Source organism: Blautia sp. HCP3S3_H10_2 (assembly GCF_052122375.1).
Taxonomy (GTDB): domain Bacteria; phylum Bacillota; class Clostridia; order Lachnospirales; family Lachnospiraceae; genus Blautia_A.
Genome location: NZ_JBQKCL010000008.1, coordinates 91,800 through 105,907 on the forward strand (window position 1 = coordinate 91,800; position 14,108 = coordinate 105,907).

The 14,108-nt window shown below is 43.9% G+C and carries 13 protein-coding genes; 1 reads left to right on the forward strand and 12 read right to left on the reverse strand.

Annotated elements, in window-relative coordinates; all coding sequences use genetic code 11:
* Positions 1–21: 21 nt before the first annotated feature.
* The 12 genes from ACTQWB_RS10500 to ACTQWB_RS10555 all read right to left on the reverse strand — a co-directional run bounded on the left by ACTQWB_RS10500 (position 22) and on the right by ACTQWB_RS10555 (position 12,910).
* Positions 22–615 carry a 50S ribosomal protein L25 gene (locus ACTQWB_RS10500; RefSeq protein WP_441501651.1) on the reverse strand — a complete coding sequence of 198 codons (594 nt, stop codon included), beginning with the start codon at positions 613–615 and terminating at the stop codon, positions 22–24.
* 258 nt (positions 616–873) lie between these two features.
* Positions 874–1,662 carry an ABC transporter permease gene (locus ACTQWB_RS10505; RefSeq protein ID WP_441501650.1) on the reverse strand — a complete coding sequence of 263 codons (789 nt, stop codon included), beginning with the start codon at positions 1,660–1,662 and terminating at the stop codon, positions 874–876.
* Between the two features lie 79 nt (positions 1,663–1,741).
* On the reverse strand, positions 1,742–2,764 hold the full coding sequence (locus ACTQWB_RS10510) for an ABC transporter permease (RefSeq protein ID WP_441501649.1): 1,023 nt from the start codon (positions 2,762–2,764) through the stop codon (positions 1,742–1,744).
* Positions 2,751–3,665 carry an ATP-binding cassette domain-containing protein gene (locus ACTQWB_RS10515; protein ID WP_441501648.1) on the reverse strand — a complete coding sequence of 305 codons (915 nt, stop codon included), beginning with the start codon at positions 3,663–3,665 and terminating at the stop codon, positions 2,751–2,753. The genes ACTQWB_RS10510 and ACTQWB_RS10515 overlap by 14 nt, the downstream gene beginning before the upstream one ends.
* On the reverse strand, positions 3,662–4,672 hold the full coding sequence (locus ACTQWB_RS10520) for an ABC transporter ATP-binding protein (RefSeq protein WP_441501647.1): 1,011 nt from the start codon (positions 4,670–4,672) through the stop codon (positions 3,662–3,664). Before ACTQWB_RS10520 ends, ACTQWB_RS10515 begins: the two co-directional genes overlap by 4 nt.
* Position 4,673: 1 nt before the next feature.
* Entirely contained in the window at positions 4,674–6,224 is a 1,551-nt protein-coding gene (locus ACTQWB_RS10525) for an ABC transporter substrate-binding protein (RefSeq protein WP_441501646.1), read from the reverse strand.
* 383 nt (positions 6,225–6,607) lie between these two features.
* A complete protein-coding gene (locus tag ACTQWB_RS10530; protein WP_441501645.1) occupies positions 6,608–7,363 on the reverse strand; it encodes an ABC transporter ATP-binding protein in 756 nt (251 codons plus the stop codon).
* Complete coding sequence (locus tag ACTQWB_RS10535) at positions 7,360–8,181, reverse strand: ABC transporter ATP-binding protein (RefSeq protein ID WP_441501644.1); 822 nt, start codon at positions 8,179–8,181, stop codon at positions 7,360–7,362. Before ACTQWB_RS10535 ends, ACTQWB_RS10530 begins: the two co-directional genes overlap by 4 nt.
* Positions 8,182–8,198: 17 nt before the next feature.
* Entirely contained in the window at positions 8,199–9,737 is a 1,539-nt protein-coding gene (locus ACTQWB_RS10540; protein WP_441501643.1) for an ABC transporter substrate-binding protein, read from the reverse strand.
* A gap of 115 nt (positions 9,738–9,852) precedes the next feature.
* Positions 9,853–10,662 carry a nickel transporter permease gene (gene nikC, locus ACTQWB_RS10545; protein ID WP_441501726.1) on the reverse strand — a complete coding sequence of 270 codons (810 nt, stop codon included), beginning with the start codon at positions 10,660–10,662 and terminating at the stop codon, positions 9,853–9,855.
* A 56-nt stretch (positions 10,663–10,718) separates the two neighbouring features.
* On the reverse strand, positions 10,719–11,663 hold the full coding sequence (locus tag ACTQWB_RS10550) for an ABC transporter permease (protein WP_441501642.1): 945 nt from the start codon (positions 11,661–11,663) through the stop codon (positions 10,719–10,721).
* A gap of 206 nt (positions 11,664–11,869) precedes the next feature.
* Complete coding sequence (locus ACTQWB_RS10555; protein WP_441501641.1) at positions 11,870–12,910, reverse strand: LysR family transcriptional regulator; 1,041 nt, start codon at positions 12,908–12,910, stop codon at positions 11,870–11,872.
* Positions 12,911–13,140: 230 nt separating this feature from the next.
* Here ACTQWB_RS10555 and ACTQWB_RS10560 point away from each other — a divergent pair, with 230 nt between their 5' ends.
* Positions 13,141–14,031 (forward strand): transporter substrate-binding domain-containing protein, encoded by an 891-nt coding sequence (locus tag ACTQWB_RS10560; RefSeq protein ID WP_441501640.1) that lies wholly within the window; start codon positions 13,141–13,143, stop codon positions 14,029–14,031.
* Positions 14,032–14,108 lie beyond the last annotated feature (77 nt).

Below are 14,108 nucleotides of genomic sequence, written 5' to 3' on the forward strand. Positions count from 1 at the left end.
AAACCTATGCATTAAACCTGCTTATTTCTCTTCAGCAGCCTCAGCATCCTCAGTCTCGGTCTCCGGAACTACATTGTGTACCGGAGTAACGGTTGCGATAACAGCTTCCAGATCGGTTGTAATATGGATATTTTTATTCTTAGCGATCTCAAGGTCTTTCACACGGAGAGTATCACCAATCTTCATACCTGCAACATCCACTTTAATCTTGTCAACCAGATCAGCCGGAAGTGCTTTGTATGCAACTTCTTTCAACTCATCCTGCAGAACACCGGACATAACCTTCTCTTCATTTTCCAGAATGATCTCAGCAGTGGAATGAACCATCTCATTGCTTACCAGTGCCTGGAAATCTACCTCTTCTACTGTATGTGCAAGGGGATTATAATCAACTTCCTTGATCAGCGCATCGTAGGTCTTACCATCCAGCTCCAGCATTACCTGGCTTCCTTTGTTGTTGTTCTTTAACAGAACTTCAATCTCTTTTTTGGTGAACTTAAGGGGAATGGAACCTTCGATTTCTCTGCCGAACAGGTTACCTGTTACAAATCCTTCTCTTCTTAATTTCTTTGCTTTGACGTCCATGCTTCTTTTTTCAGCTTTTAAAGTATTCATTTATCTTTTCCTCCAAAATTCTGAAACGCTTAGCAGCCTTCAACAAAGAGGTTTTGTTAAGTACTTCTTTTTTCTTTTTACGTCCCTTATTATAGCCACCTGTTTCAATTATGATTAACCAAACATATTTTTTTTCGTGATGTTTTTTTGTGGAATTTACTTCTTGATTTTTGGTTCACCCGGGTTTATAAATAGATTGGGTTCGCCACTTATATCTGATATTTTCACTGAAATTATTGTTCTTTAATTTCCCCGGAATCATAGATTACTTTCTTTCCGATTCACATTTTTCCGCATATAATTTCCAATCTCAGTCAGACACAATAAGGTCACGATCAGAAACGCGCCTGGGATCACAATAATCCACCAGGAGTTTGTCATCAAAGCCTTTTCCGACAGAGACAGCATACTTCCCCAGGAGATTACCTCCACTGGCAGACCTATTCCCATAAAACTGAGCGTAGATTCTGAAATGATCGCACTTCTTACATTCATCACCACCATGAACATGATCGAGGAAACGAAATTCGGTGCCAGATGGCGCCAGAGTATATGGAAAAATCCCCCACCCATACATCTGGATGCGAGGACATACTCACTGCTTTTGATCTGCCGTACTTCCGTACGGATTACTTTGGCAATACTTGTCCAGCTGGTCAGTCCGATCACAACAGACAGACTCAGTATATTCGCTTTTCCAAGAATCGCCTGCAGCAAAACCACCAGCAGCAGGGAGGGAATACTTAGAAAAATCTCCGTAAAACGCATGATCAGATTATCCAGCCATTGTGGGGATATTCCACTGAAAGAACCTATCACGACAGCAATAAAGACAGAAATAACCGTAGATAAAATTCCGATCAGCAAAGAAATTCTTCCTCCATACCAGATCATGGAAAAAATATCCCGTCCCATCGTGTCTGTTCCAAACAAAAACTCCCGTCCAGGTGCCTTATTATAATTGAGCAGATCCATATAAACAGGGTCTTTTGTCATCACAATTTCAGCACATATGCAGCCGGAAAAGATCACCAGAAGAACAATCATTGACAGAAGTGGTTTTCCCTGCTACCACTTCTTTTTTACAGCAGCTTTTCCACAATCTGTTTCATGCGCACCTACAATTTCAAAAGATGTCCCCGTCATACTTTTTTACCTCCGACATCTCCGTCACTTCATTTGCCTTTATCCTGGGATCAATATGTTCATTGATAATCTGGCTCAGCATATTGCAGAAAATCACAAAAATACCAGATATTATACATAAAAGCATGAGGAGATTGTAATCGTGATATCTGGTACTTTCATAAGACAATGCCCCGATTCCCGGATAAGAAAATACACTTTCCACTACGAAGGTACCCCCAAGCACATGTGGAACCGCAATCGCCATAATGCTAAGATATGCAGGCATCACATTTCTCAGACAGTGTTTCAAAAGAATATCCCTTTTCCCCAATCCCTTGGACTTTGCCAGAAGCACATACTCTGCCCGCACCTCTTCCAGAAGCTTGTTGCGTATCATATAAGCGTAATACCAGAGATGTTCCAGTATCACAACTGTAAGAGGTAAAATAAGATGTATGGTTCTGTCCCCTATATCCTTCGCCTTTCCAGTGGAATAAGCACCACTGCTTGGCAAAACCCGTAAAGTCACTGCAAAGATCAGGATCAGTACAAGTGACAGCCAGAATTCCGGAATGCAGCTTGAGATGGTTCCGATCCTGCACAGGATCCGGTCTATCCACCGTTCTTCCTGCCATGCACAAAATATACCAAGCAACAATGAGCCAGCGAAAATAAACAGAAATCCAATTCCGCCAAGAAGCAGGGTATTTACGATTCTTCCCTGGATCACCTCCAGAACATCCTGTTTGTACTTGAACGAAATTCCAAAATCACCCTGAACTGCATTTTTGATCCATTTTATATATTGTACATAGATAGGCTCATTCAGTCCCAGCTTTTCCATTGCCCATTCCCGCTCTGCAGGACTCATTTTCTCCGTCCGGTCCCCGTAATAGGACACCAATGGATCTCCCGGGGCAAGACGTGCCACATAAAATACCACAACTGCCAGAACCAGAACACTGAACAAAAAAGCAAGAATTTTCTTTCCGTAATACCACAGACGGTTACGCTTCGGCATTTTGGTTTCCTCCTTTCTTTTCCAGAACATAATGTCCAGGAGAAATCTCCTGCATTTCTCCTGCTGTCCAGTCGTTTTCTTCGTATATCTGTATCTTTCGTTTTCTTTCCCTTATGGGATCCGGGATTGGAATTGCAGATAAAAGTGTTTTGGTATATCCGTGTCCTGGATTAGAAAATACCTCCTTTGCCGGACCGATCTCCACTAATTGTCCGTGATACATCACCCCGACCCTGTCACATAGATACTCTACCATGGCAAGATCATGGGCAATAAACAAAAAGGTAAATCCATGCTCTTTCTGCAAATGTCTGAAAAGATTGATCACCTGGGCCTGAATTGATACATCAAGGGATGCAACCGGCTCATCTGCTACCAGAAATTCCGGTTCCATGCTAAGAGCCCTGGCGATTGCTACTCTCTGTCTCTGTCCACCTGACAGCTCTGAAGGATAACGCTCCAGAAAGCTTCTGTCCAGACCTACATATTCCATCTGGAACTCTGCCTCTTTACTGATACTGCCTCTTGGCGGAACAACATGATTGATTTTCATAGGCTCCTGAATAATATCTGCCACCTTCATTCTGGGATTCAGGCTGGATGCTGAATCCTGAAATACCATCTGCCTTTTCGCCTGAAGTATTTTTTTGTTTTTTCTGAATTGTTTTTTGTCGCAGATATTGATTCCGTCATAACAGATTTCCCCTGCAGACGGCTGATAAATATTCATAAGACATCTGGCAGCTGTCGATTTCCCAGAACCGGATTCTCCTACCAGTCCGAAAACTTCACCTTTATAAATCTGAAAGGAAACATCATCCAGTGCAGAGATCACCAGCTTTTTGGTCAGATGAAACTGGTGGGTCAGATGTTTCACATCCACTAAGACTTCCCTGTTCAATGCATTTTTCCTCCTACAGGCGGAATGATCCCAGGTGCCCGTTCATCCAGAAGCCAGGTAGCCGCATAGTGGGTATCTGTAATCCGGAACATTGGTGGCATCTCTTCATAGTCAATTCCAAGTGCATATTCATTTCTGCAGGCATAGGCATCTCCTTTCGGCGGGTCAAGCAGAGACGGCGGCATTCCCGGAATTGTATAAAGAGTCTCTTTTCCTTTTGAAAAATAAGGCAAGGACTTCATAAGCCCCCAGGTATATGGATGTCTGGGATCATAATAGATTTCTTCTGCTGTTCCGATTTCTACGATTTTCCCGGCATACATGACCGCCACCCGGTCTGCAGCCCTGGCTACCACCCCCAGATCATGGGACACCAGAATCGTGGCTGTTCCCATTTTTTCCTGTATTTCCCTGAGGAGATCCAATATCTGGGCCTGAATCGTCACATCCAGAGCCGTAGTCGGCTCATCTGCCAGAAGGATTTTGGGATCTGCTGCCAGTGCGATTGCCATCACACTTCTCTGTCTCATTCCACCTGAGAAATTATAAGGATACGAATGATACCTTTCCTTTGCCTGCTGGATTCCAACCAGTTCCATCAGTTCTATTACCTTTTTATAAACCTGCTCTTTTGTTTTTCTTTTGTCATGGAGCAGAATCGCCTCAGCGATCTGCTCACCAATTTTTATAGTTGGATTCAAAGATGTCATTGGATCCTGAAAGATCATGGAAAAGACCTTGCCTCTGATTCTCTGCATGTCCCGTTCCCTGTAGTCTGTAATGTCCATTCCGTTGACCAGAATCGTTCCCGCTTTTATCCTTGCGCTTTTGGGAAGCAGCTTCATAATGCTTTTGCATAAAACACTTTTTCCGCATCCGGATTCTCCCACGATTGCCAGCACTTCTCCTTTGTCCAGGGAAAAAGACACATTTCTGACTGCCTGTACCTCTCCTTTGGTGCTTTCAAAGGATACAGACAGGTTTCTGACTTCCAGTAATTTCTCCATTTCACTGATCAGCCTGTTCTGTAATCGTCCAATCTGCCACATTCCAGAAAATACCCACACCATGGTGTCCCATAACAGTATCCGGATCGATTCCCTGAATATCTGCATCTGCCACGTAATTGGCATCAATATAGCAGATAAATGCATATGCCGGATCCTTTGCCAGTTCTTCCTGGAATTTATCGTATGCCTCTGCACGGACTTCCGGATCATCAGACTGACGCGCTTCTGTCAGATATTTATCCACCAGTTCATTGGAATATCCGGAATAATTTGCACCTTTATCTGTGCCAAATACTTTGTAGGTGTGGTCATCTGCATCAAATGGGCTTCCCCATCCGATCAGATATGCCATCTGTCCGCCCCAGTCAACCTGTGCGGGAATTTCAACAGTAACGTCCATGCCGATCTGCTGCAGCTGCTGTGCTGCAATCTGGGCAATATCCACACGCACCTGATCTCCGGCTCCCACACTGATAACAAAGCCTACCTTTTCTCCATCACGGTAATAGAAGCCGTCGTCCCCCATTTCACATCCAGCTTCTTCCAGGACTGCTTTTGCCTTTTGAGGATCATAATCGTAATGCTCCACCTCCTCATTGTTATAAATATTTCTCTGAAGAGGACCATATGCAGTCATCCCCTGTCCCAGAAGCACCGCATCAATGATTGCCTGTCTGTCGATTCCGTAGCAGACTGCCGGAATAAGATCTCTGTTTTTCTGCCAGTATTCATTCCAGAAATTGAACAGGATTCCACGGTAATCTGAGGTTTTCATATCATAACAGGTATATGCTTCCTCACCTGCAAATGAAGCTGCATCCTTAGGTGTCAGAAGCGCCAGATCCAGCTCACCGGATTTCAGCTGCAATGCTTTTGCATTATCATCCGGTACGATCTTAAATACAACCGTATCAATATTCGGCGCACCTTTAAAATAATCTTCATTCTTTACCAGCGTGATTGCCTGTCCTTCATCCCAGCTCTCCAGCTTATAAGGACCTGTACCTACAGGATTACAGAAGAAATCAGAAGTCTGCATATCTTCGCCCTCCAGAAGGTGCTTCGGAAGAACAGCCATCGTCATATAGTCAAGAAATGCTACATTGGGCGCATCCAGCTTAAAAGAAACCGTATGTTCATCCACAACTGTAATTTCCTCTACCTCCTCATAATTTGGCGCATTTTCAGAACCGTTTTCCGGATTCATGATCGCCTCAATGGTAAACTTCACATCCTCTGCTGTAAATGGTTCTCCATCATGCCATTTCACATCCTCTGCAAGATGGAACGTATATGTATAGGTCTCTTCATCATAATCCCAGCTCTTGGCCAGTCCAGGAACCACCTGGTTCTCCCCGTCGTGGGCAGTCAGTCCGTTAAAAATCAGTATATTGATTTCCCCATGCTCATCCATTGCCGGATTGATTCTGGTATAATCTCCGCTTCCATACACCAGTGTTTCATTACTTTCTTCTGCAAATACTGCTGTTGGCAAAGTTGCAGCCATTACTCCTGCCAGTAACACACCCATTAATCTCCTGTTTTTCATCCTTTTCTCCTTCTCCTTTTATTTTCGCCCATACCCGGGCAGGCAGCAAACACCTTATACGCTCCATAACTTTTCTACAAAAGAAAAGCAGTTATAAGTTACAGGCTTACAACTGTTTTTCAGGGAAAATCTTACATGTAATTTTAGAGCGTGTTTGAAAAAGGCTCCAGTGGAGGTCTTACATGCAACTATGTATAAGAGTTGGCATTGTGGCATTTTCTCTGCCTTGCTACAAGACTATTTTAACAGATATACAAGCTGTCACAAGCCCCCACAGGGGATGTGCTGCCATTCCTATTTTGCATAAAACTTTCATTTTATGGAATACCTCATTTAATGCTTTCCCAGAACGTGTTTGTATACAAAAAAGCCAGTGGACACAGTTAAAAAACTGCATCCACCAGCTTCCTGGTGTACGCCTCTTTGGGCTCATTGATAATGTCATCCGGTATTCCGTGTTCCACTACCTGACCTTCATAAAGAACCAGCACTTTGTCACAGAACATCTGCACCAGTGCCAGATTATGACAGATAAAAATGAAAGAGAAGCCATGCTTTTCTTTTAATTCTTCCAGAAGTTCCATGATCTGCTTCTGAATCGTCACATCCAGAGCACTGGTGGCTTCATCACAGATCAGCAGCTTTGGCTGTACCGCCAGTGCCCTGGCGATTGCCGCTCTCTGACACTGTCCCCCACTTACCTCATGAGGATAGCGCTTTGCAAATCCTGCATCCAGCCCGCATTGCTCCAACAGCTCCGTAACTTTTTTCTCCACATCTGCTTTTTTCAACCCCTGATTGCGAAGACTCTCTCCAATTCCGTCCCCTAATGTTCTTCTTGGATCAAAGGAACCGACAGGATTCTGGAAAACCATCTGGATATTTCCATATATCTCCCGGAGTTTCCGCCCTTTCAGCTTTGTAATATCCTTTCCTTCAAATCTCAGGGTACCAGCAGTTATATCAGTCAGACGGGTAAGCATTTTGGCAAGCGTACTTTTTCCGGAACCGGATTCCCCTACAATTCCAAGAGCCTCCCCCGACTGCAGGGAAAAACTTACATCGTTCACTGCAGTTAAGGAAGTTTTTCCTACATGAAAAACTTTTGTCAAATGCTCTGCTTCCAAAAGTACACTCATTCTTTCGCCTGCCTCCGTAACTTTGGTACTGCTGATAATAATTTCTTTGTGTAAGGATTCTGTGGATTTTCAAGCACCTCTTTTGCCGGGCCGTATTCCATCTCTTTCCCATCCTTTAGAACCAACACCGTGTCCGCCATGGCACTGACCACACCAATATCATGGGTTACGATCACAATCGCAGTTCCGAACAATTCTCTTAAATGAAGCATCTGTGCAACTACCTGTCTCTGAACTGATACATCCAGGGCACTGGTAGGCTCATCCGCAAACAATACAGGGGGATTCATCAGCATGGCAATGGCTATTCCGGCTCTCTGATTCATTCCTCCGGATAATTCAAAGGGATAACTTTCCCACACCCTCTGGCAATCCTTAAAATCCAGCTTTTCAAACAATTCCATTGCCCGGCCTTTTGCCTGGCTCCGTGTTACTTTTTCATGTGCCCGCATGCTCTCATAAATCTGTTCCCCAATGGTACGTATCGGACAAAGAGAAGCTCCGGCATCCTGGAAGATCATTCCAAGCTGCGCCCCCCTAAGCTTTCTTTTTTCCTTTTCCGGAATGTCCAGAATATTCTGCCCTTTATAACAGATATCACCTCTTGTCACAAGTCCATCTGCACCAAGTAATCCCATTGCGGCTTTGATCAGAGTACTTTTTCCACTGCCTGACTCTCCCACAAGACCCAGGATCTCGCCTGGCTGTAAAGAGAAATTCACATCATGGACCACTGCTTTCCCCGAAAATGATATTTCCACAGATTCATAGGTCAGTATTTTGTTTTCATCCATTTTGTAATTTTTATCTTCAGGCATACAGCTTCTCCTTCTGTTTAATTTATATCCAGATCGGCAGTCAATTCATAGTAATCACATGGATGAGCCACCAGTCCGGTTACATTTGACTGCATGATCATACTCATTCTCAGATGGGAACAAAATACATACGCATTGTCATCCAAAATAGTCTGCTGCATCTGAATTCCCAGTTCTGCACGCTTCTCTGTATCAAATTCATTTTCCATCTCTTTTGCCAGTTCCTCCAGCTTATCGCTGTGATAATGACCATTATTGGAAACAGATGCATCTAATGCACAGGAGGTGAAGAAATACTGTGGATCCCCTGTAGGCGCTGTTACCATCGCACTTGCATATACATCCCATAAAGTAGGATCTTTACGGATCGTATTGTTATCGGATGTACAATTTACCTGAACATCCATACCGATATCCTTTAAGGTTGCCTGTGCAGATTCTGCAAGAAGGGGAAGTTCCTGACGGCTTGGATAGGTAAGCCAGCGAATCACAAGCTTCTGACCGTCTTTCTCCCGGATTCCGTCACCATCGGAATCAACCCATCCCGCTTCCTCCAGAACTGCCTTGGCGCCATCTGGATCATAGCTCTGGGTATCCACATTCTGTCCGCCAAAGGAAAAAGTATCCGGGAATGCACCGACTGCCGGATACCCATATCCGTTCAGCAGTACCGATACGAAACTTTCTTTATCGATTCCCATGGCAATTGCCTTACGTACTGCCGGATCAGAGGTTACCGGGCTTTCAAAGTTCATCCACGCGTAGAAAGCACGGCTTGTTGCTGTACTGGAAAATGTATAATCATCATTTTCAAATAAAGGATAGCTTGCATACGCCATTCCATAAGCAGCATTGATCTCACCAGCCTGAAGTGCAAACGCCAGTGTGTCCCCATCAGAAATAGTCCGTACGGTGATCTCATCCACATTTACATCCCCATTCCAGTAATTTTCATTTTTCACAAGATTAAGATGGTCATCTGTCACCAGATCAGTTGCCACATATGGGCCTGTGCCGATCACAATTCCATTATCTGTAATTCCAGCCTGTACATCAATGATGCAGCCATATGGATCACTTAAATAATTGATCAGAGCAGGCTTCGGCTCTGTGGTCTTGATCGTAACTGTATTCCCATCCGTTTCAATAGTGTCAATACAAAGATCTCCTGCTGCACGCTCATGATTTGCAACCAAAGACTCCAGGCACTCTTTTACAGCCTCTCCATCACAGGCACGTCCATTGGAAAATACCACATTATCATTCAGTGTGATCTTCCAGGTCAGCTCATCCACATTTTCGTATTCCTTTGCGATCCATGGCTCAATCTCCATAGTATCGGAATAGCGGAACAGTGTCTCCCCTACTCCATAGCGGATGCACGCCCATCCGGCATAGGTATTCTGTGGATTGATATCAGCCTCCTCATTCTCGGCATTAAAGGTAGTATCTCCAAATACAAATGTTTTCTTTTCCTCTGCCAGTGCAGGCATTGCCGTTAAACTGACACTTACTCCCAGCGTTAATAAGGCAGTCAGAATTTTCCGTGTTTTCACTTACCTTCTCCTTTTTCCTCTTTATTATTTTTTTGTAACTTTCAAAGCCAACCTCCAAAACGCTTCGCATTTCGTCGGTGTAACGTATCCGCAAAATGGTTTTTCGTTTCTTCGGTTACCTGACACATTTATTCTTCGGATCCAGGTAATCCCGGACTGTATCACCAAGCAGATTAAAAATAGCCACAGAGATAAAAATTGCGATTCCTGGTGATAAAACCACCCATGGATAAGTCTGGATCATACTTCTGCCACTGCTCATCATGCTGCCCCATTCTGCCATTGGAATCTGTGCCCCAAGCCCCAGAAAGGAAAGCCCGGCCAGTTCCATCATCATCGTTCCAATATCCAGCATTGCCGTTACAAGAACAGGCCCTAGCATATTTGGAAATACATGCCGACACATGATCTGGACTGAACTGTCACCGGAAAGTATAGCAGCATGGATATAGGGCTCATTTTTCAAAGCCAGTGTCTGGCTTCTGGCAATCCGAGAATATTTCGGCCAGCTGATCACTGCCAGTGCAATGATCGCATTCTGAATACCACCTCCAAGAATGGCAGCAATTGCCATAGCAAACACCAGCCCTGGAAATGCAAGGCAGATATCCGAAATTCTCATCATGATTCCATCCAGGAATCCACCATAATAGCCACAGCATACGCCTACCAACGTTCCGAAAACAGAGATCACTGCAACCAGAATAAATGTGGAAAAAATACTGGCTCGCGCTCCACTGATCACTCTGGACAGCATATCCCTTCCATATGTATCCGTTCCCATAGGGTGCGCAAGGCTTGGTGCCTGCAGCGCACTGGAAAGATCCTGTTCGTAGGGATCATAGGGACACAGACGGTCTGAAAAAACAGCAAGCACTACCAGCCCGGTCGCCAGTATCAGAAAGAAGATCAGTTTTTGTTTCATATGACTTTTTTTTAGCTTCTGGACACGCACGGTTACTTTTTTATTTTTTTCCTCACTCACTGTTTCACACCTCCCAGACGGATTCTCGGATCCAGGAACCGGTAGGACAGATCCGTGAGCAGATTCACGACTACATAGATGATTGCCATCCACATCACATATGCCTGGATGATCGGATAATCACGCATGGAAATAGCATCTACTGCCATTTTTCCAACTCCGTCCCACATAAATATGGACTCCACAATAGCCGTTCCACCAAGAAGATTTCCTACAGACAACATCAGCAGGGTAATGATCGTAACCATGGAAGCCTTCATGATGCTTTTCCATAAGGTAACGGAAAACCGGATTCCCCGCGCTTTTGCACCAGCAACATAATCCTTGCCAAGTTCATCCAGCACAGTTGCCCGGACCTGCCGCAGATATTTCGCTGACATGGCGATTGCCAGGGTAATGGCTGGCATAGCCACGCTTTTCAGGCTTACATCCTTGGCTATGACAGGATAGATTCTCAGGCGGATAGCCAGAAAATACATTAATAAAAGAGAAACAAAGAAATTCGGCAGACTGTTTCCAATAAAGCTGCAAAAACGGATCACATAATCGATCACCGAATTCTGCTTCACTGCTGACAAAATCCCCAAAGGTATGGATATCAGGATCGTAAGCAGTATGGACGTCACAGTCAGAAGCAATGTAGCCGGAAGTTTTGACAAGAATGTATCAAAAACTGAAAAACCGGATACATAGCTGTTTCCCATGTCTCCATGAAGCAGCTTTCCAAGCCATACAAAATACTGGGTTAAAAAAGGTTTATCAAGCCCCAGCTGCTCCCTTGCCGCATCCAGTGTGGCTTCTGAAACCACTCCTCCTGTGTTTTCCATCTTTTGTGTGACAACATCGCTTCCGGCAATTCTCATCATGCCATAGGACAAAAATGTAATGGCAAACAAAATGGGAATCAACTGAAGCAGACGTTTGATTACGTATTTTTTCATATATTCTCCAAAAAAATCACCTGCCTGCGCAGGTGTCATAAACAAAAAAATCATATGATACCAATGCCAATAGCAATAATGTACTCCGTGGCATCTGGCTTACCTGTAAGCTTTTATCAGTTTAACAGAAATAAAAAAAGCCTACAACCCACCCAGGGGGTTATAAGCCATTCCTATTTCGCATGTTTTTTTCTATTTTGGGAATATCACTTATCTTCCGTATCCTTTAATTTATCCTGCTTCAGCTTCTCATCCAAAAATTCCAGAAGCTCATCTATCATCTCATTTTGCTCATCGTTTTTTCTTCTGATATATCCGAAATAAATCTTGTTTTTCTTAAATTCCAGCGGGATTCCTTTGTTTGCAGCTTTCTTATCATCAGAAAGATAGCTTCCACTTATATTGGAAAGATCCGTTTCCCGAAGCATTTTTTCCATAATATAGTCGCTGTTTGTAATGACCGCAACATCCAGCTCCTCCCAGCTGAACACACCACGCTTCTCCCTGTCACCTAATTCCAGGAATTCATCCCTGTAGTTCTGAATAAAACGCAGCTGCTTCATCTCGTCCATACTAACTTTCCATTTCTGGTCAGGCTTTTGCAGATCTGTCTTTTTCTCCATGGGTATCTCCTGGCCTGGCTGATCTGCCTGTCCTTGCTGCTCTGCTTGTCCTTGCTGGTTAACTTGTCCCGTCTGGTACAGCTTGTTTCGTCTTCCCGGATAAAAAGTCGCCGTACTTTCCTGCATCGTATAAAAAGACAGACGGTTCTTCGATAATTCATACTGAAATTCCTTAATCTGCTGCTCCATCACATACACAAAGCCAATATCAGACAGATAATCCCGGACTCGTTCCATCACTGTGCGCACACCTGCGGTGTAAATCTCAAAATGATAGTCTTTTTCATAATTATCCTTATAAAATTCCACAAACTGATTGGTAAACCAGGAACTTGGATTCAATGAGATACGCAGATATCTTGCCATATTTTTCCTGCTCATTTTCTCCAGCATTCTGGAATCATTCACAATTCTGCACGCATAACGGTATGCCTCACGGCCCTTTGCCGTAAGCGTGATTCCCCGGGGCATCCGGTCGAACAGCACTGTCCCCATATCGTTTTCCAGCGCTTTGATTGCCTTACTCACACTGGGCTGTGTCGTATAGAGAAGCTTCGCAGCTTCGCTGATAGAACCAGTTTCTGCACATGTAATAAAGTAGTTTAATTGTTTTAAATCCAGCATATCCTTCCCTTTCTCACATCATCTTTCTTCCACTTTACCATATCTTCCTATTTAGTCAAGCTATGGATTTTTGTAATATATAAAACACAAGCAGTCACAGTGCGTTATAGGCATTCCCTATAGCCTGTTATTCCCATTCTGTAATTGACAACCACACTTTTCTATGTTACCATTCTAAACATATTAAACCTAGTGCATAACTAGAGAACAAATACGAGGAGGAAACAATTATGAGAAAGAGCATCTTAACCTTAGGAATTGCAGCAGTATTAACAGGAGTTCTGGCAACATGCAGTATGGCTTACGCAGCTGATGATGAACTTTCCCAGATTCAGGAATCCGGAAAGCTGAAAGTCGGTGTGGAAGGAACCTATCCTCCATATACCTATCATGATGATAACGGCGATCTTACCGGATTTGATGTAGAAGTTGCAAAGGCAATCGCAGACAAACTTGGCGTAGAAGCAGATTTCACAGAATCTGACTGGGATTCCCTTCTTGCCGGAATCGACAGCGGACGTCTCGACACAGTTATCAATGCAGTAAGTATCACCGATGAGCGTAAAGAGAAATACGATTTCGCAGGACCATACTTCTACATTACACAGCAGATCGTTGTTGCCAAAGATAACGACGATATCGTAGATATGGCTTCCCTTGATGGCAAAAAAGTTGCAAACACAGCAACAACCGCTTACCTTGACATCCTGGAAGACGCAGGTGCTTCCCTGGTACAGATCAGCACAGCAGACGAGGCAGTATCCCTGATTGAATCTGGCCGTGCAGATTTTACAACCTTTAACTCAGTTGTATTTAACGAGTATCTTCAGCAGCACCCGGATGCAAATCTGAAAGTCGCATTTGTGATTCCAGATGTAGTAGATACCTATGCAGTACCGATCAAGAAAGGTGAAACCGCTTTATATGACGCAGTTCAGAAGGCAATCGACGAGCTGAAAGAAGACGGCACCTTAAGCAAGCTCTCTGAGGATTATTTCGGTACAGACTTTACTCAGCCACAGGATGAAACAGCTGATGCAGACTCCACTGATGCCGCTTCTGCAGACAGCGCAGAGGATTCAGCGGCAGATACTACAGAAGAAAATGCAGACGCGAACTAAAATACTGGCAAAACCAATGCCAATCGTTAGCATTACTTAATTTACCCAAAACCCTCACAAAATTTACAGTGTGGATA

Excerpts from the sequence above, each read along its gene's own strand:
- ACTQWB_RS10510 (WP_441501649.1), bottom strand. The coding sequence starts at position 2,764 with ATGCCGAAGCGTAACCGTCTGTGGTATTACGGAAAGAAAATTCTTGCT.
- ACTQWB_RS10500 (WP_441501651.1), bottom strand. The coding sequence starts at position 615 with ATGAATACTTTAAAAGCTGAAAAAAGAAGCATGGACGTCAAAGCAAAG.
- ACTQWB_RS10535 (WP_441501644.1), bottom strand. The coding sequence starts at position 8,181 with ATGCCTGAAGATAAAAATTACAAAATGGATGAAAACAAAATACTGACC.
- ACTQWB_RS10530 (WP_441501645.1), bottom strand. The coding sequence starts at position 7,363 with ATGAGTGTACTTTTGGAAGCAGAGCATTTGACAAAAGTTTTTCATGTA.
- ACTQWB_RS10525 (WP_441501646.1), bottom strand. The coding sequence starts at position 6,224 with ATGAAAAACAGGAGATTAATGGGTGTGTTACTGGCAGGAGTAATGGCT.
- ACTQWB_RS10505 (WP_441501650.1), bottom strand. The coding sequence starts at position 1,662 with ATGATTGTTCTTCTGGTGATCTTTTCCGGCTGCATATGTGCTGAAATT.
- ACTQWB_RS10520 (WP_441501647.1), bottom strand. The coding sequence starts at position 4,672 with ATGGAGAAATTACTGGAAGTCAGAAACCTGTCTGTATCCTTTGAAAGC.
- ACTQWB_RS10555 (WP_441501641.1), bottom strand. The coding sequence starts at position 12,910 with ATGCTGGATTTAAAACAATTAAACTACTTTATTACATGTGCAGAAACT.
- ACTQWB_RS10560 (WP_441501640.1), top strand. The coding sequence starts at position 13,141 with ATGAGAAAGAGCATCTTAACCTTAGGAATTGCAGCAGTATTAACAGGA.
- nikC (WP_441501726.1), bottom strand. The coding sequence starts at position 10,662 with ATGAAACAAAAACTGATCTTCTTTCTGATACTGGCGACCGGGCTGGTA.
- ACTQWB_RS10550 (WP_441501642.1), bottom strand. The coding sequence starts at position 11,663 with ATGAAAAAATACGTAATCAAACGTCTGCTTCAGTTGATTCCCATTTTG.